Here is a 15,266-nt window from a genome sequence, read left to right as displayed (position 1 = left end):
GGAGGTTCGGTCATGACCGCCCTCGCCCTGCCCACGCGCAAGCTCGAGGAATGGCGTTACAGCGATCTGGAGGCTGTCGCCGCCATCTGGCCCTTGCCCGCCCCGACGCGCATCGATGTCGCCGCCGGGGAAACGGCGCGCCATCACCTGTTGCAGGACGCGACCGACGGCGTGGCGGCGGTGCATGACTATGTCATCACCATCGCCGACGGCGCGCGGTGCGATTTCCATGTGCTGAATATCGGCGGCAAGCTGGGTCGCGTGACCTTCACCGTCACGCTCGGCAGCAACGCGCATTTCGAACTGAACGGCGCGATCATCGGCGGCGGGGACCAGGTGCTGGAAATCATCACCGCCGTCACCCATGCGAAGCCGGATTCGACCAGCGGCCAGACCATCCGATCGATCCTGGGCCAGCGCGCGACGGGGAGCTATCTGGGCAGCATCAACGTAGCCCGCGACGCGCAGCGCACGGACGCCTTCCAGTCGGTGAAGGCAATGCTGCTCGACCGCACCGCCACGGCCAACGCGAAGCCGGAGCTGGAAATCTACGCCGATGACGTCAAATGCGCGCATGGCGCTACCGTGGGCGAACTGGACAAGGCGGCGCTGTTCTACATGGCCAGCCGCGGCATGGACCCGGCGACGGCCAAGACGCTGCTGCTGCGCTCCTTCGTCGCCGGCGTGTTCGACGATGTGGCCGACGAAGCGGTCAAGGACAGGCTGGAAGCCGCCGCGATCGCCAAGCTGGAGACGCTGGTATGACCGATCTCGCCCAGACTTTGCGGCTTCGCGATGATTTCCCTGGTGTCGGCGACTGGCACTATCTCGACAGCGCCGCCACCGCGCAGAAGCCCAATGCCGTGATCGACGCCATCGCCCGCGCCTATGGCCCGGATTATGCGACGGTCCATCGCGGCGTCTATGAACGCTCGGCCAATATGACGCTCGCCTATGAAGCGGCGCGGCGCAAGGTTGCGGACTTCATCGGCGCAGCATCGGACAGCGAGATCGTCTATGTCCGCGGCGCGACCGAGGGCATCAACCTGGTCGCGCAATGCTGGGCTGGGACGCAGCTCAAAGCCGGCGATCGCATCCTGCTGTCGATGCTGGAGCATCACAGCAATATCGTGCCGTGGCAGATGGTCGCGGAAAAGATCGGCGCCCATATCGACGTCGTGCCGCTGACCGCCGACGGCCGGATCGATCTCGACGCGATGCGCGCGATGATTACGCCCGCGCACAGGATGGTCGCGCTGGCCCATGTGTCGAACGTGCTGGGCAGCCTGCTCGACGTGCGCCGCGCCGCCGACATCGCCCATATGGTTGGCGCGAAGATTTTGATCGACGGTTGCCAGGCGGTGCCGCGCCTTGCCGTCGATGTGACGGCGCTCGGTTGCGATTTCTACGTCTTTTCCGCGCACAAGCTCTACGGCCCGACCGGCATCGGCGTGCTGTGGGCGCGCAAGGAGCTGCTCGACGCCATGCCGCCCTATCAGGGGGGCGGGTCGATGATCGACAAGGTGACGTTCGAGAAGACGACCTACGCCCCCGCGCCGACCCGGTTCGAAGCCGGGACGCCGCATATCACCGGCGTCGTCGGCCTGTCGGCGGCGATCGATTATGTGCAGGCCATCGGCCTCGATCGGGTCCATGCCCATGAAGGCGCGCTGGTGGCCAAGGCGCGGGCCGCGCTGCAAAGCCTCAACAGCGTGCGCGTCTTCGGGCCGGAAGATTCGGCCGGCATCCTCTCTTTCGAGGTCGAGGGGGTGCATCCGCACGATGTCGGCACCATATTGGACGAAACGGGTGTCGCGATCCGCGCCGGGCATCATTGCGCCCAGCCGCTGATGCGCCATCTGGGCGTTGAGGCGACCGCACGGGCGAGCTTCGGCATCTATAGCGACGAAAGCGATGTGGATGCGCTGGTCGCGGGACTTGAACGGGTAAGGAAGATCTTCGGATGACCGAGGAAAACAGGATCATGGTGGAAGAAGTAGACGCCGTCGAAGCACCGCCCAAGGCGCGGGTCGAGGAGCCGCGCCAGCGCGATTATCTCGACGGGTTCCTGAGCGCACAGCCATCCGACGCCCCCAAGGGCGAGCCGGGCGGCGACCTGTATGAAGCGATCATCGATGCGCTCAAGGAAATCTACGACCCGGAAATTCCGGTCAATATCTATGATCTGGGCCTGATCTACGGCGTCGACGTGACGGAGGACGGCCATGCCGTCGTCACCATGACGCTGACCACGCCGCATTGCCCGGTCGCCGAATCCATGCCGGGCGAAGTCGAACTGCGCGTCGGTGCGGTGCCGGGCGTCGGTGACGCACAGGTCAACCTCGTCTGGGACCCGCCATGGGACCCGCAGAAAATGTCGGACGAAGCCAAGCTCGAACTGGGGATGCTCTGATGACCGTCGAAACCAAGGTTCGCGCCCGTCCTGCCGCCGTCATCCTGATGCCGAGCGCGCAGCAGCGCATTGCCGACCTGATGGCCCAGGCGCCCGAAGGCGCGATCGGGGTCAAGCTGTCGACGCCCAAGCGCGGCTGTTCGGGCCTTGCCTATTCGGTCGACTATGTGCGCGAGGAAGCCAGGTTCGACGAGAAGATCGAAACGCCCGGCGGTGTCCTCTATATCGACGGTGCGTCGGTGCTCTACCTGATCGGATCGACCATGGACTGGGTGGAGGACGACTTCACCGCTGGCTTCGTCTTCAACAATCCCAATGCCAAGGGCAGTTGCGGCTGCGGCGAGAGCTTCACGGTCTGAGGATCGCCGCCCATGCCCCATATGCTGATCCTGGGGATGGGCTATACCGCATCGCGCCTCGCGACCCGCCTGCGCGCCGAAGGCTGGCGCATCACCGGCGTCCGCCGCGCGGCCGATGCCGAAACCTTCGCCTTCGATGACGACAGCGCCGTCCGCGTCGCCATAGTGCAGGCGACCCACATCCTCTCCTCCGTCCCGCCCGAAGGCGAGGTCGATCCCGTCCTGACCCGCTACGGTCCTGCCATAGGAGCCGCCCACGCGATCTGGACCGGCTACCTCTCCTCCACCGGCGTCTATGGCAATGCGGCGGGCGCCTGGGTCGATGAATCCAGCCCCATGCGCCTGGGCCACCGCGTCGCGCGCGCGCAGGCCGATGCCGATTGGGGTGCGCTCCGCCCCGACATCCGCCGTTTCCGCCTGCCCGGCATCTACGGCCCCGGCCGTTCGGCGCTCGACCGCGTGCGGGAGGGACGCGCACATCGCATCGACCTGCCCGATCAGGTGTTCAGCCGTGCCCATATCGACGATATCGTCGCGGGCATCGTCGCCGCGCTCCGCCGCGGCCCGCCCGGCATCTACAATCTGTCCGATGATCTGCCCTGCGCGCAAAACCGTTTGATCGAGGAAGCCTGTGCGATCCTCGGCCAGCCGCTCCCGCCGCTGCTGAGCCTGGAGGAGGCGCAGCTTTCCCCGATGGCGCGGTCCTTCTACGCTGAAAACCGCCGGGTGGCGAACGGCCGCGCCAAGCGCCTGCTCGGCTGGTCCCCCCGCTATCCCACTTATCGCGAAGGGCTGCGCGCCTGCTTCTGATGCGGCCTCCGATGCGGCCCGCCTCATGGTTTACGCCTTGTTAACCGGACTGGCGGAAAAGGGGGACATCGCTTCACAAGGGAAGTCCCATGACCCGCATCGACGCCCGTATCGACAGGGCCTTTTCCGCGCTCAGCCATAGGATGCACGATCATTCCGCGCCCGGTCGCGCCGCCGCGTCGTCCGAATCGATCGCCAGCCTGCTCGACAAGGTGAACGCCGCCAAGCTGCGCTACCAACCGGGCGCCTTCCGCTAAGCCGCCTTGGAACGCAGCGCGATCGCCATCCCGGCGACCGCCAGCACCGCGCCGATCATCGCCAGCGCCGACCAGCGATAGCCCTCCGCCATGGTGGAGATCAGCATCGCGATCACCGGGATGAGGACGCTGGTATAGGCTGCGCGGCCCGCGCCCATGCGCTGGATCAGGGTGAAATAGAGCGGGAAGGTCACGACCGACCCGGCCAGACCCAGCCAGCCGACGCCCAATATATAGCCAAGGCGCGGATCGAAGGTCGGCGGCCCGACCGTCACCCAGGCGAAGAGCGCGTCCACGCCCGCGCCGATCAGCATCGCCCAGGCCAGCACCGCCACCATCGGCAGCCGTCGGGCGATCTCCATTCCCTGCATGACATTGGCGGTCGATGCGCTCATCAGCCCGGCGAACGAGAAGGCCGCGCCCAGCAGCACCATATCGGGCCGCACCGTCGCCGCATGATATTCATGGCCCAACATCAGGACGATGCCCGTCACCGCCACCACCGACCCGCCGATGAAGGCGCGGCCGACCGGCTGGCGGAAGATGAGGAAGGCCAGGATCGAATTGGGGATCAGCAGCATCGCGTAGACGACCGCCACCACGCCGGAGGTGAGATAATATTCCGCACGATAGACGAAGTTGAAGTTCAGCACGAACTGCGCCACGCCCAGCAGCGCGGCATAGGCCAGGCCGCGCCAGCCGATCCACAGGGGAACGCCGCGCCATTTGGCAAAGGCGGCCATGGCGACCCCCGCGAGCAGGAAGCGATAACAGACCGACCAACTGGCCGGAACCGATCCGATCTGGTCGCGGATGACGATCCAGGTCGAACTCCAGATCAGCGTCACCAGAATGAAGGGCAGGGCGACACCGCCCCTCCTGTCCTCAGCCATGGTCAAGCGCCCGGAGCGCTGCCGCCAACGGCACGACGCTCGCCGCATCCTGCGCCCAGTTGGTAACGAGCCGCGCCGCGCCCTCCCCCCAATCGTAGAAATCGAAGCCTTGCGCGCGCAGGGCGGCGGCCTCCTCTGCCGTCAGCCGCACGAACAATTCATTGGCCTGCACCTTATGCATCAGCCGTCCGGTCGCCGCCTCCGCCAGGGCCTGCGCCGCGGCATTGGCCGCGCGGGCGTTGCGCAGCCACAGATCGTCCTCGACCATCGCCAATATCTGCGCGGCGAGATAGCGCCCCTTGGAAAAGAGATGGCCCGACCGCTTGCGCCAGCGCTTCGCCTCGACCGCGCGCGCCTCGGCCTGCGGGCCGAAGAAGAGCAAAGCCTCGCCCACCATGCCGCCATTCTTGACGCAGCCGAAGCTCAGCGCCTCCACGCCCGCGCGCCATGTGACGTCGGCGGGCGCACAGGCCAGATGCGCCGCCGCATTGGCGAAGCGCGCACCGTCCATGTGGAAGCCCAGGCCATGCGCCTTCGCCACATCCCCCAGCGCCGCGACCTCCTCCGGCGTGTAGACCAGCCCATATTCGGTGGCGTTGGTGATGCTGATCGCGCGCGCCGGCACCTGATGCACGTCGGGGCGGATCGCCTTCAACCGTTCGATCATTGTTTCGGGCGTCAGCTTCGCACCCTCCCCCGGCAGCGGCATCAGCGTCGCGCCATGGGTGAAGAAGCCGGGCGCGCCGCATTCGTCGACGACGATATGCGCCTCCTCATGGGTCAGCACGCCACCATAGGGCGGGCAGAGGCAGGCGAGCGCGATGCTGTTCGCCGCCGTGCCGGTGGATATCCACAGCGCTTTCACCCGCGTTTCGAACAGGTCCGAAAAAGCGCCGTCCAGCCGCGCGCTCCATGCGTCGCCATCATAACCATGGTCGGCCCGGTCGGCGGCGGCGATCGCGGCCAGGATTTCGGGGGAGATCGGCGTGGCATTGTCGGAAAAAAAGTGCATCGGCCAGCGATAGCGGGGCGGTTGCGGCGCGGGAAGAGTCCAGGTGGGCGCGACTGGCACTTTTCCGGAAAAATGGGTCAGTACATATGACCAATTGTTTCATGAGCCGCTCTGTGACATAGGCGGCCCCGTCCGAGCCAGAAAAGGAGACTCACCATGGCCGCCGAGCAGAAGTCGCGCTTCACCGTCACCCGCAACAGCCAGGCTGTGGCGGCGGACCAGCGTGCGATACTGCTTGAAGACCCCGGTTTCGGCCGGCTCTTCACCGACCATATGGTGACGATCCGCTATACCGAAGGGCAGGGCTGGCACAGCCATGCCCTCGGCCCGCGCGAACCCTTCCAGCTCGATCCCGCCTGCGCAGTGCTGCATTATGCGCAGGAAATCTTCGAAGGGATGAAGGCCTATCGGCTGGAGGATGGCAGCATCGCCATGTTCCGCCCCGAGGAAAATGCCCGTCGCTTCGTCGAATCGGCCGAGCGTCTGGCGATGCCGGCGATTCCGGAGGATCTGTTCCTGGAAGCGATCGAATTGCTGGTGAAGACCGACGCCGACTGGATTCCGTCGGGGGAAGGCAGCCTCTATCTGCGCCCCTTCCTGTTCGCGAGCGAGGCGTTCCTGGGCGTGCGTCCGGCCAATGAATATATTTTCTGCGTCATCGCTTCGCCCGCAGGCGCCTATTTCAAGGGCGGCAAGAAAGCCGTGACCCTGTGGGTGTCGGAACATTTCACCCGCGCGGCGCGCGGCGGCACGGGCGCTGCCAAGTGCGGCGGCAACTATGCCGCGTCGCTGGTGGCGCAGAAGGAAGCGATCGGCCATGGCTGCGACCAGGTCGTCTTCCTCGACGCTGCCGAGAATAAGTGGGTCGAGGAACTAGGCGGCATGAACGTCTTCTTCGTGATGGAGGACGGATCGATCGTCACGCCCCCGCTCGCCGGCACCATCCTGCCCGGCATCACCCGCAACTCCATCATCAGCCTGGCCCGCGCCAAGGGGCATGAGGTGCGCGAGGAGCCATACAGCTTCGCCCAGTGGCGCGCGGATGCGGTCAACGGCAAGCTGCGCGAAGCCTTCGCCTGCGGCACCGCCGCGGTCGTGACGCCGATCGGCACGGTCAAGAGCAGCAGCGGCGACTTCACCATCGGCAATGGCGATGGCGGGCTGGTGACGGAAACGCTGCGCGCGGAACTGACGGGCATCCAGCGCGGCACCGTCGCCGATCCGGCCGGCTGGGTGCGCACGGTGTAAATTCGGGACTCTGCGTGCTCCTGCGAAAGCAGGAGCCCAGGGTCGAACGGCGTGCTTTGGCGCCCTAGTTGTTTAGTCCCATCATGTGATGGTGTGGCTTGACGATAAAGACGTCTGGCTTTGATTTCCAGAGTTCGTCGATGGCCTCGTAAGGGGTTTTGAACCTGAGAGCCTTGAGCTGCTTGGCGAAGTTGTAGGCTATCAGCCAGTCACGGACGTGTCGTCGCAACTCGACGATGGAAGCATAATGGAAGGATTTGACGGTTGCTTCCTTGATGGTCCGCACCATGCGTTCGGCCTGACCGTTGGTCCAGGGATGGTAGGGCTTGGTCAGCCGATGCTCGATACCATTCTCCTGGGCGACACGACCGAAGATGTGCGGGAAGATCAGACTGAAGCGTCCCGGGTTTTCTGGAGGCTGTGCAGTTTGACTCAGGCAGCCATATCGAGGGTCTCAATGGCCGCATAGTAGTTAGCTTCGGCCTCGGCGGGTGGGATGTAGCCGAGCGGGCCGAAAAGGCGATGGTTGTTGTACCAGTCGACCCAGCTCAGCGTCGCCATTTCCACCGCCGATGCGCTTGGCCAGGACCGCTGGCGCCAGATGACCTCGGCCTTGTAAAGGCCATTGATCGTCTCGGCCAAAGCATTGTCGTAACTGTCGCCGACGCTGCCGACCGAGGGCACGAGGTTGGCCTCCGCCAGGCGCTGGGTGTAGTTCATGGCGAGGTATTGCACGCCCCTGTCGCTGTGGTGGATCAAGCCGTCATCCGGGCCGGGTCTGCGCGCATGGATCGCCTGCTCAAGGGCATCCAGAACGAACCCGGCCGTGGCTGAAGTACTGACCTTCCAGCCCACGATGCGCCGCGCATAGGCATCGATCACGAAGGCCACGTAAACGAACCCTGCCCAGGTGTGGACATAGGTGAAATCGACTACCCACAGGGCGTTCGGCCGGTCCACACGAAACTCCCGGTTCACCTTGTCGAGCGGGCATGGCGCCTTGGGATTGCTGACGGTCGTGGTCGTCTTCTTCCCTCGACGAATACCGGCCAGCCGCATGCTACGCATCAGTCGCTCGACCGTGCACTTGGCGACATCAAGGCCCTCGCGCCGCAACTGATGCCAGACCTTGCGCGAGCCGTAGAGTCCGAAGCTGGCCTCGTGAACGCGCCGGATCTGCTCGCACATGTCGTCATCCCGGCGCGCACGGGCGGAACGCTTCGCCGGATCGGCAAGACGGGCCGCGTGTTCGTGATAGGAGGACGGGGCGATCGCCAGTTCGCGGCAGATCGGCTCGATACCCAGGTCCTCGCGATGGACGTCGATGAACGACATCATCATCTCTCGCGGCGGTCGAGCTCCGCCATCGCAAAATATGCCGACGCCTTGCGAAGGATCTCGTTGGCTCGACGGAGCTCCTTGACCTCGCGCTCCAGCAGCTTGAGCCGGGCCTTATCATCAACACCCTGCGCCGCTGGTGCCGCCCGTCGGCCTGCCTCCGTGCGGCACCAGCGGCGCAGCGTCTCGGCCGTGCAGCCGATCTTCGAGGCAATCGAACTCATCGCCTCCCATTCCGAGCCGTAATCCGCACGGTGCTCGCCAACCATTCGCACCGCTCGATCACGGACCTCAGGCGAAAATCTGTTTCCCATCTTGCTCATACCGGATGCTCCTTCTCACAGTTCGGAGCCTCCGGAAAACCCGGGACGCTTCAGACCCGTGCCGCGCTCGAACTGAGCGAACTGCACGCCATTATCAGTCAGTACAGTGTGGATTTTGTAGGGCACTGTGCGGATCAGCGATTTGAGGAAGCCGGCTGCCACCATCTTGGTCGCCCTGCGATAGATGCGGGCAAAGACCAGCTTTGATGTGCGATCGACAGCGACATAGAGGAAAGCCTTGCCGCCCTCGTGTCGCAGTTCGGCGATATCGATGTGGAAATAGCCGATCTCGTAGGCCTTGAACTTCTTGGGTTTCTCGCGGTCCGCTTTGGGCAGGCGACTGATCCCGTGCCGCTGCAGGCAGCGATGCAGCGACGACCGCGTCAGATGTGGGATCACGTCCTTCAGCGCGATGTAAACATCGTCCAACGGAAGCCTCGCCTGTACGCGCAGAGCAACAATAGCGGCTTCTTCCATGGGCGAGAGGACGGTGCTGCGGCGCTCTTTTGGCCCCATCGGCAGGTCTTCGACCGACTGCCGCTTGCGCCACTTCAAGACGGTTTTCTCGTTGATCCCGTATCGCTTCGCGAGGTTCGCGACCGAAGCTTGCGATCGCTGTAGCTCGCCTCGAATGGCGTGCGTGGTCTTGGCGCTGCCGTGGAGAACCTGGCCCATAGCTCCCTCCGTTGTGATGAGGTCAAATCTACACCATCACATGATGGGACTATACACCTAGGCTCCTGCTTTCGCAGGAGCACATGCTATTTGATCCAGGTCGCTTCCCAATCCCCTCCCAAGCGCCTAGACACTCCCCCATGGAACACTTCGACGTCGTGATATTGGGCGGGGGCCTGGTGGGCCTCACCCTGGGCATCGCTCTTTCCCGCCATGGCGTGACGACCGCCGTGATCGATCCGGCCGATCCGGTCGACACGACCGCCGCCGGCTTCGACGGGCGCGTGTCGGCGATCAGTTCGACCAGTTTCGCCATGCTGTCGGCGATCGGCGTGGGCCAGCATCTGGAAGGCAAGGGCTGCCCGATAGACCGCATCTGGGTCAGCGACGGGCTGGAGCCGGGCGCGCTCGATTTCGCGCCGGACGCGGATGATGGCGTGATGGGGACGATGGTCCCCAATCGCGACCTGCGCATCGCCCTGGCGCAGACGGCGGCCACCGCCGAAAACCTGACCCGCTTCCAGCCCGACCGTGCGACCCATGTCGATCGCAATGAGGATGGCGTCACGCTGACGCTGGCGAGCGGCGCGACGATCCAGGGCGCGCTGCTGGTCGCGGCGGAGGGACGCAACAGCCCCACGCGCGAGGCAGCAGGCATCAACACCACGCGCTGGCAATATAAGCACAGCGCCATGGTGACGGCGATCGACCATGAGGTGCCGCACGCCAATACGGCTTATGAGATTTTCTATGCCGGCGGCCCCTTCGCGCTGCTACCGATGCTGCCCGGCACCCGTTCCGCCGTGGTGTGGACCGTGCCAACGCAGCAGGCGCCGGCGATGATGAAGCTCTCCGAGCGCGCCTGGCTGGCCGAAGCGCAAAAACGGATCGGCGGTTTCCTGGGTGAGATCAGCCTTGCCGGGCCGCGTTCTTCCTATCCGCTGGGTTTCCATCATGCCGCCCGCATCACCGACACGCGCCTGGCGCTGGTCGGCGACAGCGCGCACGCCATCCATCCGATCGCGGGACAGGGGCTGAACCTGGGCTTCCGCGACGTGGCCGCGCTGGTCGAGGTGCTGGTGGACGGAATGCGCCTCGGTCTCGATCCGGGCGATGCGCAGTTATTGGCGCGCTATCAGCGCTGGCGCGGGCTGGATGCGATGATGACCAGCGTGGCGATGGATGGACTGGTCCGCCTGTTCGACGTGCCGGGACGCCTGCCTTCGCTGGTGCGCCGGGCGGGACTGGCGGCGGTGCAGCGCACGTCGCTGCTCAAGAACCGCTTCATGGCCGAAGCGCGGGGCCAGTCCGGTGCTTTGCCCCGCCTGCTGACCGGCGAGATGGTGTAAAAACTGAAATGCGGAGCGCCGGCAGGCGCCCCGCATTGCCATTTAGAGGTCGACGCCCGCAGCGATGGCTTCCAGCTTGCGGATGCGTTCCTTGAGGTCGGCGACCTCGATCCGGGCAACGGCCGAAGGCGGCGCGGCCTCTTCGACGCGGCGGCCCAGTTCCGCACGCTTCAGTTCCAGCCAGCCATTCCAGCCGCGAAGCCCGGCGGTCGCGATGATGGCGAGACCAGCCAGACCGGTCGCCGCCAGGGTAAGATAGAGATAGGGGTCTTGCATATAAGCCTCCCTGTCCGGACAGACGCGATCAGTCGCGGTCCCGGAGTTTTTCAAATTCCCGCTCCAGCGCGTTGGAGCCGTCCGTCGCCAGCCGTTCCAGCACGGCCACCCGGTCCTTGAGCGCCTTCACCTCGGCGCGCAGCCGTTCCGCTTCCGGATCCGGCCCGCGCTGGATCAATTCTTCGCCCCTGCCCCGGCGCACGACGCCATATTTGGCGCGGATGACGCTGGCGATGGAAGCGATCGCAACGATGGCGACGACCATTTCAAACGGATTCATATGTCTCACTCCCTATTGGCGCGTCGGTTGTCCGAATCTCAGTTGGCGGGGCCGCGCAGCCGTTCGATCTCATGGTTCAGTTGATGGCTTTCATCGGTGACGATCCGCTCCACCACGGCGAGCCGATCCTTCATCGATCCGATCTCGGCGCGGAGCTGGGCATTTTCCTGGCTCAGCAGCTTGATGCGCTCGACCATTTCCTCATTCTTCTGCGGATAGACCGCCTGGCCCCAGGCCCCGTCCAGCGGATAGCCGTGGCGGACGCGCAGCCAGGTGGTGAAGATCCAGCCGGCCACCGCCATCGCGCCGATCAGCAAACCGCCGCCGATGATCCACGGCAGGTTGGGCATGATGATGGCATCCACCATGTCGGTCTTGTTCATGATCCTCTACTCCCCTTCGCGCGTCCGTGTCAGCGCAGCGCGTCGATCTCGCGCGCGGTGCGGGCGGCAGGATCGGTGGCGATCCTCTCCAGCACGGCGATGCGTTCCTCAAGGCGACTGATGCGGCCGGTCAGCTTTTCGTTTTCATTTGAAAGAAGGTCGATTTTTCGACCGGCGTCGGGATCGGTTCGATGAACGGTTCCCGTCCATTCATTTTCGACGGGATAACCGTGGCGCGCGCGAACCCAGGTGGTGAACATCCAGCCAAGGGTCGACATCGCGACAATGGCCAGTACGAAGGTCGGTCCCGCGAAATTCATCACTGCAACTCCCTGCTATCATGTTCCCAGGCGCTCAGCGCAGGCTGTCAATCTCGTCCGCCAGGCGCGTGTTGCGGCTGGTATAATAGATCTCGATGTCGGCGAGGCGGCGGTCGATGTCGCGGAATTTGGAGCGGACGTCGCGGGTGGAGCGCGCCGGGTTGGTGCGCACGCCCTGCCAGAATTTCTCGTCGTCCCGGTCGGCATAGAGGCCCAAAGGTTTCTTGTCGGCGAAATAGGCGGCGGCGAAATAGGCGATCAGCGTCCAGGGGAAGGCCCCCATCAGCGTCACCAGCACCGCGCCGACCCGGACCCAGACCACGTCGATCCCGGTATAGTCGGCGATGCCGGAGCACACGCCCATCCACTTGCCATTCTGCTTGTCGAGATAGAATTTGGTGCGGCGGGCGCTCATGTCAGTTCCTCCGGTCGAAATTATAATCGTCATCACCCTGTACCGGGCGTTGCGGGCGGAAATCGGGGTTGTCGGCGGCGACGATCCGTTCGACCGTCAGCAGCCTTTCCTCCAGGCGGCGGGCGAGCAGGTGGAGTTCGTCCAGCAGCCGCTCATCCTCATCGGTGATCTTGGGCGCCTGCTTCCACTTGGTGACATAGTGGAAGATCAGCCAGGGCATACCGATGAACAACATGCCGCACACGACCACGGGCAGAAACACGTCTTCCATGGTATCAGGCTTCCTTGTTCATCGAGGCCTTGAGCGCGGCGAGATCGGCATCGACCTTGTCGGCCGACTTCAGCTCCGCGATTTCCTCTTCCAGCGTCTTGGGCTGCTGGCCCAGGCTCATCGCATCGGCGCGGCCCTCGGCCATGTCGACGCGGCGTTCCAGCATGTCGAAGCGGGCAAAGGCCTCATTGACCTTCTCGCCGGCATAGGCTTCGCGGACGCGCAGGCGGTTCTCGGCGCTCTGCATCCGGGTCACCAGGCTGTTCTGGCGAGCGCGCGCCTCGCGCAGCTTGGCCTGCAGCTTGGCGATATCTTCCTCGGCGGCTTTGAGCGCATCGTCGAGCGTCTCGATCTCGTGGGAGAGATGATCGGCCATGTCGGTCGCCTTCTGGCGCTCGACCAGCGCGGCCTTGGCCAGATCCTCGCGATCCTTCGACAGCGCGAGCTGCGCCTTGTCGGTCCAGCTGTCCTGCAGCGCGCCCAGCTTGGCGATATGGCGGCGCATTTCCTTCTGGTCGGCGATGGTTCGGGCCGCCGATGCGCGCACCTCGACCAGCGTCTCCTCCATTTCGAGGATGATCATGCGGATCATCTTCGCGGGGTCTTCCGCCTTGTCGAGCAGGTCGGTCACATTGGCGGCGATGATGTCGCGGGTGCGGGAGAAAATACCCATCATTATACTCCTGGTCGTCTCTTCTATATCAAGTGCCGGGGCGGGCGAGAGGGGGCATTCCCGCCCCGGCCGGGGTATCGCGATCCCTACGCCAGATAGCGCAGGGTCGCAGGGGTAGCTTGGGTCGCGAGTATCGGGGCTTCGCTGGCGCGGGCCGGACCGACCGCCGAAAGGATCATGGTTGATCCGAACAGGACGGCGGCGATGGCGACCGACATCAGTTGGCCGATTTCGCGAATGCTGTTGGTCTGCTTTTCCATAGTCTTACTCCCTGAACCTTGGCCTTCATATGCTTTCCGCGTTTCGATGCGGATTGCCCGTAACTTTGCAGGGGGCGTGCCAATTTCGAAAATTGGCGGATTTTCGGGATTTTTCATGCATTCGGTCAGGTTGCGTCGATATACCACTTGCCAAGGAGTGGGAAATTTCACCATAAGTTGGCGCATGGAGAAAAATACCCAGTTCGTCGGCCAGTCCTTCGCCTTTCTCGATGCGGTCGAACAGGCGGGCCGTGCGGCCGAGTTGAACCGGCCCATACTCGTGATCGGCGAACGCGGGACCGGCAAGGAACTGATCGCCGAGCGCCTCCATCACCTCTCCCCCCGATGGGGGGAACCGCTGATCGTCATGAACTGCGCCGCGCTGCCTGAGACATTGATCGAGGCGGAGTTGTTCGGCCATGAGCAGGGCGCCTTCACCGGCGCCAACCGGGCGCGGCCGGGGCGGTTCGAGGAAGCGGATGGCGGCACGCTCTTCCTGGACGAACTGGGCACATTGTCGATGGCGGCGCAGGAGCGGCTGCTGCGCGTGATCGAATATGGCGAGGTGACGCGGATCGGCGCGTCGCGGCCGATGACGGTCGACGTGCGCATCGTCGCGGCCACGAACGAGGATCTGCCCGCCGCCGCCGATGCCGGTCGCTTCCGCCCCGATCTGCTCGACCGGCTGAGTTTCGAGGTCATCACCCTGCCCCCGCTGCGCGCGCGCGAAGGCGACATATCGGTACTGGCCGATCATTTCGGGCGGCGCATGGCGGCCGAACTCAACTGGCCGCAATGGCCGGGCTTTACCGCGGCGACCCAGGCGGAACTGGAAGGCCATGGCTGGCCGGGCAATGTGCGCGAATTGCGCAATGTAGTGGAACGGGCGGTCTATCGCTGGGACGAGCCGACGCGACCGATCAGCCGCATCACCTTCGACCCCTTCGCCTCGCCATGGAAGCCGCAGCCGCTGATGCCCAGGGCGAACCCGGAACCCCATGCGGAAACCGCGCTATCCGCGCCGGCCTCTTCAACCCTGGCGGTCGAGGAGATCAACGATCTGCGCATGGCGGTCGATGCCCATGAAGCGGCGATCGTGCGGGCGGCGCTGGAGCGCTATCGCTACAACCAGCGCGCGACGGCCAAGGGCCTGGGCCTGACCTATGACCAGTTACGCCATTGCATGAAGAAACATGGGCTGAGCGCGGGATAAATCATCATTGCCCGCCCAATGTTGGCGAGCGGTCAGCCGAAGAGGAAGCGGAAGATGATCGCCACCGGAATCCACAGCAGCGCGCCGACCAGGCTGGCGCCCCAAAGCTGCAGCAGGTCGCGCCGGAAACGCAATGCCAGGCCGCCTCGCGACAGGCCGCCCTGTTCCAGCATCTGCCAGCGCCGTTCCAGCGCGCGCGCGGCAACGGCATAGCCGCCTATCGCAATGATGATGCCCAGATGCAGGGCGAGCGATCCGCCCATCTTCGCGACGATGAAAATCTGAAGCAGGCAGAAAGTGACGAGCGCGGCCGCAAGGTGACTGCTGATCCGCTTGGCATAACCGGTGCGCCCCTGCCCCCGATCGTCCAATATCGTCGCCAAGACCCCGTCCTCCTTATATGACCCTGTCATAAGAATTTCACGAACAACGCCCGCGATCAACCGGAAATTATCACGCAGGCCAATAGTTTGGGCGGCATGGCCATCGCAGAAGCGG

At 64.6% G+C, this 15,266-nt stretch carries 21 protein-coding genes, 2 pseudogenes and 1 other annotated feature; of the genes and pseudogenes, 9 read left to right on the top strand and 14 right to left on the bottom strand.

Going from position 1 to position 15,266, the window contains the following annotated elements; genetic code table 11:
- The first annotated feature begins 12 nt into the window (after positions 1-12).
- From MOK15_RS13010 to MOK15_RS12985, 6 genes are all read left to right on the top strand, one after another.
- Positions 13-765: a SufD family Fe-S cluster assembly protein gene (locus MOK15_RS13010; RefSeq protein ID WP_242931999.1), complete on the top strand. Its 753-nt coding sequence runs from the start codon at positions 13-15 to the stop codon at positions 763-765.
- Complete coding sequence (locus MOK15_RS13005; RefSeq protein WP_242931998.1) at positions 762-1,967, top strand: cysteine desulfurase; 1,206 nt, start codon at positions 762-764, stop codon at positions 1,965-1,967. The genes MOK15_RS13010 and MOK15_RS13005 overlap by 4 nt, the downstream gene beginning before the upstream one ends.
- Positions 1,964-2,413, top strand: coding sequence for an SUF system Fe-S cluster assembly protein (locus MOK15_RS13000; protein WP_242931997.1), 450 nt, complete (start codon positions 1,964-1,966; stop codon positions 2,411-2,413). Before MOK15_RS13005 ends, MOK15_RS13000 begins: the two co-directional genes overlap by 4 nt.
- The gene (locus MOK15_RS12995; RefSeq protein WP_242931996.1) at positions 2,413-2,772 is read left to right on the top strand and encodes an iron-sulfur cluster assembly accessory protein; all 360 of its coding nucleotides are present in this window, start codon (positions 2,413-2,415) and stop codon (positions 2,770-2,772) included. The genes MOK15_RS13000 and MOK15_RS12995 overlap by 1 nt, the downstream gene beginning before the upstream one ends.
- 12 nt (positions 2,773-2,784) lie before the next feature.
- On the top strand, positions 2,785-3,582 hold the full coding sequence (locus tag MOK15_RS12990) for an SDR family NAD(P)-dependent oxidoreductase (protein ID WP_242931995.1): 798 nt from the start codon (positions 2,785-2,787) through the stop codon (positions 3,580-3,582).
- A gap of 89 nt (positions 3,583-3,671) precedes the next feature.
- A complete protein-coding gene (locus MOK15_RS12985; RefSeq protein ID WP_242931994.1) occupies positions 3,672-3,839 on the top strand; it encodes a hypothetical protein in 168 nt (55 codons plus the stop codon).
- On the opposite strand, the gene MOK15_RS12980 is transcribed toward MOK15_RS12985, so the two are convergent.
- Both MOK15_RS12980 and MOK15_RS12975 read right to left on the bottom strand, forming a co-directional pair.
- Positions 3,836-4,732, bottom strand: a complete 897-nt coding sequence (locus MOK15_RS12980; protein ID WP_242931993.1) for an EamA family transporter — start codon at positions 4,730-4,732, stop codon at positions 3,836-3,838. The two genes, MOK15_RS12985 and MOK15_RS12980, sit on opposite strands and share 4 nt — an antisense overlap.
- Entirely contained in the window at positions 4,725-5,744 is a 1,020-nt protein-coding gene (locus MOK15_RS12975) for a beta-eliminating lyase-related protein (RefSeq protein ID WP_242931992.1), read from the bottom strand. The genes MOK15_RS12980 and MOK15_RS12975 overlap by 8 nt, the downstream gene beginning before the upstream one ends.
- A 156-nt stretch (positions 5,745-5,900) precedes the next feature.
- On the opposite strand from MOK15_RS12975, the gene MOK15_RS12970 reads away from it, so the two are divergent.
- Positions 5,901-6,992 carry a branched-chain amino acid aminotransferase gene (locus MOK15_RS12970; protein ID WP_242931991.1) on the top strand — a complete coding sequence of 364 codons (1,092 nt, stop codon included), beginning with the start codon at positions 5,901-5,903 and terminating at the stop codon, positions 6,990-6,992.
- 64 nt (positions 6,993-7,056) lie between these two features.
- Here MOK15_RS12970 and MOK15_RS12965 read toward each other — a convergent pair.
- The 3 genes and pseudogenes from MOK15_RS12965 to MOK15_RS12955 form a co-directional block, all read right to left on the bottom strand.
- A pseudogene (locus tag MOK15_RS12965) lies at positions 7,057-7,383 on the bottom strand (integrase core domain-containing protein); the annotation flags it as partial.
- Between the two features lie 41 nt (positions 7,384-7,424).
- A protein-coding gene (locus MOK15_RS12960) for an IS3 family transposase (protein WP_242931456.1) occupies positions 7,425-8,653 on the bottom strand; the annotation gives its coding sequence in 2 pieces (ribosomal slippage) (positions 7,425-8,365 and positions 8,365-8,653; 1,230 coding nt in all).
- Positions 8,258-8,372, bottom strand: a sequence feature (AL1L pseudoknot). (Overlaps the previous gene by 115 nt.)
- A 78-nt stretch (positions 8,654-8,731) precedes the next feature.
- A pseudogene (locus MOK15_RS12955) lies at positions 8,732-9,328 on the bottom strand (IS481 family transposase); the annotation flags it as partial.
- A 140-nt stretch (positions 9,329-9,468) separates the two neighbouring features.
- Between MOK15_RS12955 and MOK15_RS12950 the strand changes: the two are divergent.
- Positions 9,469-10,677 (top strand): UbiH/UbiF/VisC/COQ6 family ubiquinone biosynthesis hydroxylase, encoded by a 1,209-nt coding sequence (locus MOK15_RS12950; RefSeq protein ID WP_242931990.1) that lies wholly within the window; start codon positions 9,469-9,471, stop codon positions 10,675-10,677.
- Positions 10,678-10,719: 42 nt separating this feature from the next.
- Here the strand turns inward: MOK15_RS12950 and MOK15_RS12945 are convergent, their stop codons facing one another.
- The 8 genes from MOK15_RS12945 to MOK15_RS12910 all read right to left on the bottom strand — a co-directional run bounded on the left by MOK15_RS12945 (position 10,720) and on the right by MOK15_RS12910 (position 13,555).
- Positions 10,720-10,953: a hypothetical protein gene (locus tag MOK15_RS12945; RefSeq protein WP_242931989.1), complete on the bottom strand. Its 234-nt coding sequence runs from the start codon at positions 10,951-10,953 to the stop codon at positions 10,720-10,722.
- Between the two features lie 28 nt (positions 10,954-10,981).
- Positions 10,982-11,233: a hypothetical protein gene (locus MOK15_RS12940; RefSeq protein WP_242931988.1), complete on the bottom strand. Its 252-nt coding sequence runs from the start codon at positions 11,231-11,233 to the stop codon at positions 10,982-10,984.
- A gap of 38 nt (positions 11,234-11,271) precedes the next feature.
- Positions 11,272-11,616 carry a hypothetical protein gene (locus MOK15_RS12935; protein WP_242931987.1) on the bottom strand — a complete coding sequence of 115 codons (345 nt, stop codon included), beginning with the start codon at positions 11,614-11,616 and terminating at the stop codon, positions 11,272-11,274.
- A 29-nt stretch (positions 11,617-11,645) separates the two neighbouring features.
- Positions 11,646-11,936, bottom strand: coding sequence for a hypothetical protein (locus MOK15_RS12930; RefSeq protein WP_242931986.1), 291 nt, complete (start codon positions 11,934-11,936; stop codon positions 11,646-11,648).
- Between the two features lie 34 nt (positions 11,937-11,970).
- Positions 11,971-12,351, bottom strand: coding sequence for an envelope stress response membrane protein PspC (gene pspC, locus MOK15_RS12925; RefSeq protein ID WP_242931985.1), 381 nt, complete (start codon positions 12,349-12,351; stop codon positions 11,971-11,973).
- A gap of 1 nt (position 12,352) precedes the next feature.
- Positions 12,353-12,622, bottom strand: a complete 270-nt coding sequence (gene pspB, locus MOK15_RS12920; RefSeq protein WP_242931984.1) for an envelope stress response membrane protein PspB — start codon at positions 12,620-12,622, stop codon at positions 12,353-12,355.
- 4 nt (positions 12,623-12,626) lie between these two features.
- Positions 12,627-13,295: a phage shock protein PspA gene (gene pspA, locus MOK15_RS12915; protein ID WP_242932748.1), complete on the bottom strand. Its 669-nt coding sequence runs from the start codon at positions 13,293-13,295 to the stop codon at positions 12,627-12,629.
- Between the two features lie 86 nt (positions 13,296-13,381).
- Complete coding sequence (locus MOK15_RS12910; RefSeq protein WP_242931983.1) at positions 13,382-13,555, bottom strand: hypothetical protein; 174 nt, start codon at positions 13,553-13,555, stop codon at positions 13,382-13,384.
- A gap of 184 nt (positions 13,556-13,739) precedes the next feature.
- Here MOK15_RS12910 and pspF point away from each other — a divergent pair, with 184 nt between their 5' ends.
- Entirely contained in the window at positions 13,740-14,768 is a 1,029-nt protein-coding gene (gene pspF / locus MOK15_RS12905; RefSeq protein WP_242931982.1) for a phage shock protein operon transcriptional activator, read from the top strand.
- 32 nt (positions 14,769-14,800) lie between these two features.
- Here the strand turns inward: pspF and MOK15_RS12900 are convergent, their stop codons facing one another.
- Positions 14,801-15,151, bottom strand: coding sequence for a hypothetical protein (locus MOK15_RS12900; protein ID WP_242931981.1), 351 nt, complete (start codon positions 15,149-15,151; stop codon positions 14,801-14,803).
- Positions 15,152-15,266 lie beyond the last annotated feature (115 nt).

The sequence above is a fragment of the Sphingobium sp. BYY-5 genome (assembly GCF_022758885.1).
GTDB lineage: Bacteria > Pseudomonadota > Alphaproteobacteria > Sphingomonadales > Sphingomonadaceae > Sphingobium.
The sequence above is the reverse complement of the archived record's forward strand: the minus strand, read 5'-3'. Positions and strand labels throughout refer to the sequence as shown.

Bases quoted from the DNA above. Each gene is read 5' to 3' on its own strand.
- MOK15_RS12930 (WP_242931986.1), bottom strand. From the start codon at position 11,936: ATGAATTTCGCGGGACCGACCTTCGTACTGGCCATTGTCGCGATGTCG.
- pspC (WP_242931985.1), bottom strand. From the start codon at position 12,351: ATGAGCGCCCGCCGCACCAAATTCTATCTCGACAAGCAGAATGGCAAG.
- MOK15_RS12995 (WP_242931996.1), top strand. From the start codon at position 2,413: ATGACCGTCGAAACCAAGGTTCGCGCCCGTCCTGCCGCCGTCATCCTG.
- MOK15_RS13010 (WP_242931999.1), top strand. From the start codon at position 13: ATGACCGCCCTCGCCCTGCCCACGCGCAAGCTCGAGGAATGGCGTTAC.
- MOK15_RS12940 (WP_242931988.1), bottom strand. From the start codon at position 11,233: ATGAATCCGTTTGAAATGGTCGTCGCCATCGTTGCGATCGCTTCCATC.
- MOK15_RS12990 (WP_242931995.1), top strand. From the start codon at position 2,785: ATGCCCCATATGCTGATCCTGGGGATGGGCTATACCGCATCGCGCCTC.
- MOK15_RS12975 (WP_242931992.1), bottom strand. From the start codon at position 5,744: ATGCACTTTTTTTCCGACAATGCCACGCCGATCTCCCCCGAAATCCTG.
- MOK15_RS12950 (WP_242931990.1), top strand. From the start codon at position 9,469: ATGGAACACTTCGACGTCGTGATATTGGGCGGGGGCCTGGTGGGCCTC.
- MOK15_RS12980 (WP_242931993.1), bottom strand. From the start codon at position 4,732: ATGGCTGAGGACAGGAGGGGCGGTGTCGCCCTGCCCTTCATTCTGGTG.
- pspA (WP_242932748.1), bottom strand. From the start codon at position 13,295: ATGGGTATTTTCTCCCGCACCCGCGACATCATCGCCGCCAATGTGACC.
- MOK15_RS12970 (WP_242931991.1), top strand. From the start codon at position 5,901: ATGGCCGCCGAGCAGAAGTCGCGCTTCACCGTCACCCGCAACAGCCAG.
- pspB (WP_242931984.1), bottom strand. From the start codon at position 12,622: ATGGAAGACGTGTTTCTGCCCGTGGTCGTGTGCGGCATGTTGTTCATC.
- MOK15_RS12985 (WP_242931994.1), top strand. From the start codon at position 3,672: ATGACCCGCATCGACGCCCGTATCGACAGGGCCTTTTCCGCGCTCAGC.
- MOK15_RS12945 (WP_242931989.1), bottom strand. From the start codon at position 10,953: ATGCAAGACCCCTATCTCTATCTTACCCTGGCGGCGACCGGTCTGGCT.
- pspF (WP_242931982.1), top strand. From the start codon at position 13,740: ATGGAGAAAAATACCCAGTTCGTCGGCCAGTCCTTCGCCTTTCTCGAT.
- MOK15_RS13005 (WP_242931998.1), top strand. From the start codon at position 762: ATGACCGATCTCGCCCAGACTTTGCGGCTTCGCGATGATTTCCCTGGT.
- MOK15_RS12910 (WP_242931983.1), bottom strand. From the start codon at position 13,555: ATGGAAAAGCAGACCAACAGCATTCGCGAAATCGGCCAACTGATGTCG.
- MOK15_RS13000 (WP_242931997.1), top strand. From the start codon at position 1,964: ATGACCGAGGAAAACAGGATCATGGTGGAAGAAGTAGACGCCGTCGAA.
- MOK15_RS12935 (WP_242931987.1), bottom strand. From the start codon at position 11,616: ATGAACAAGACCGACATGGTGGATGCCATCATCATGCCCAACCTGCCG.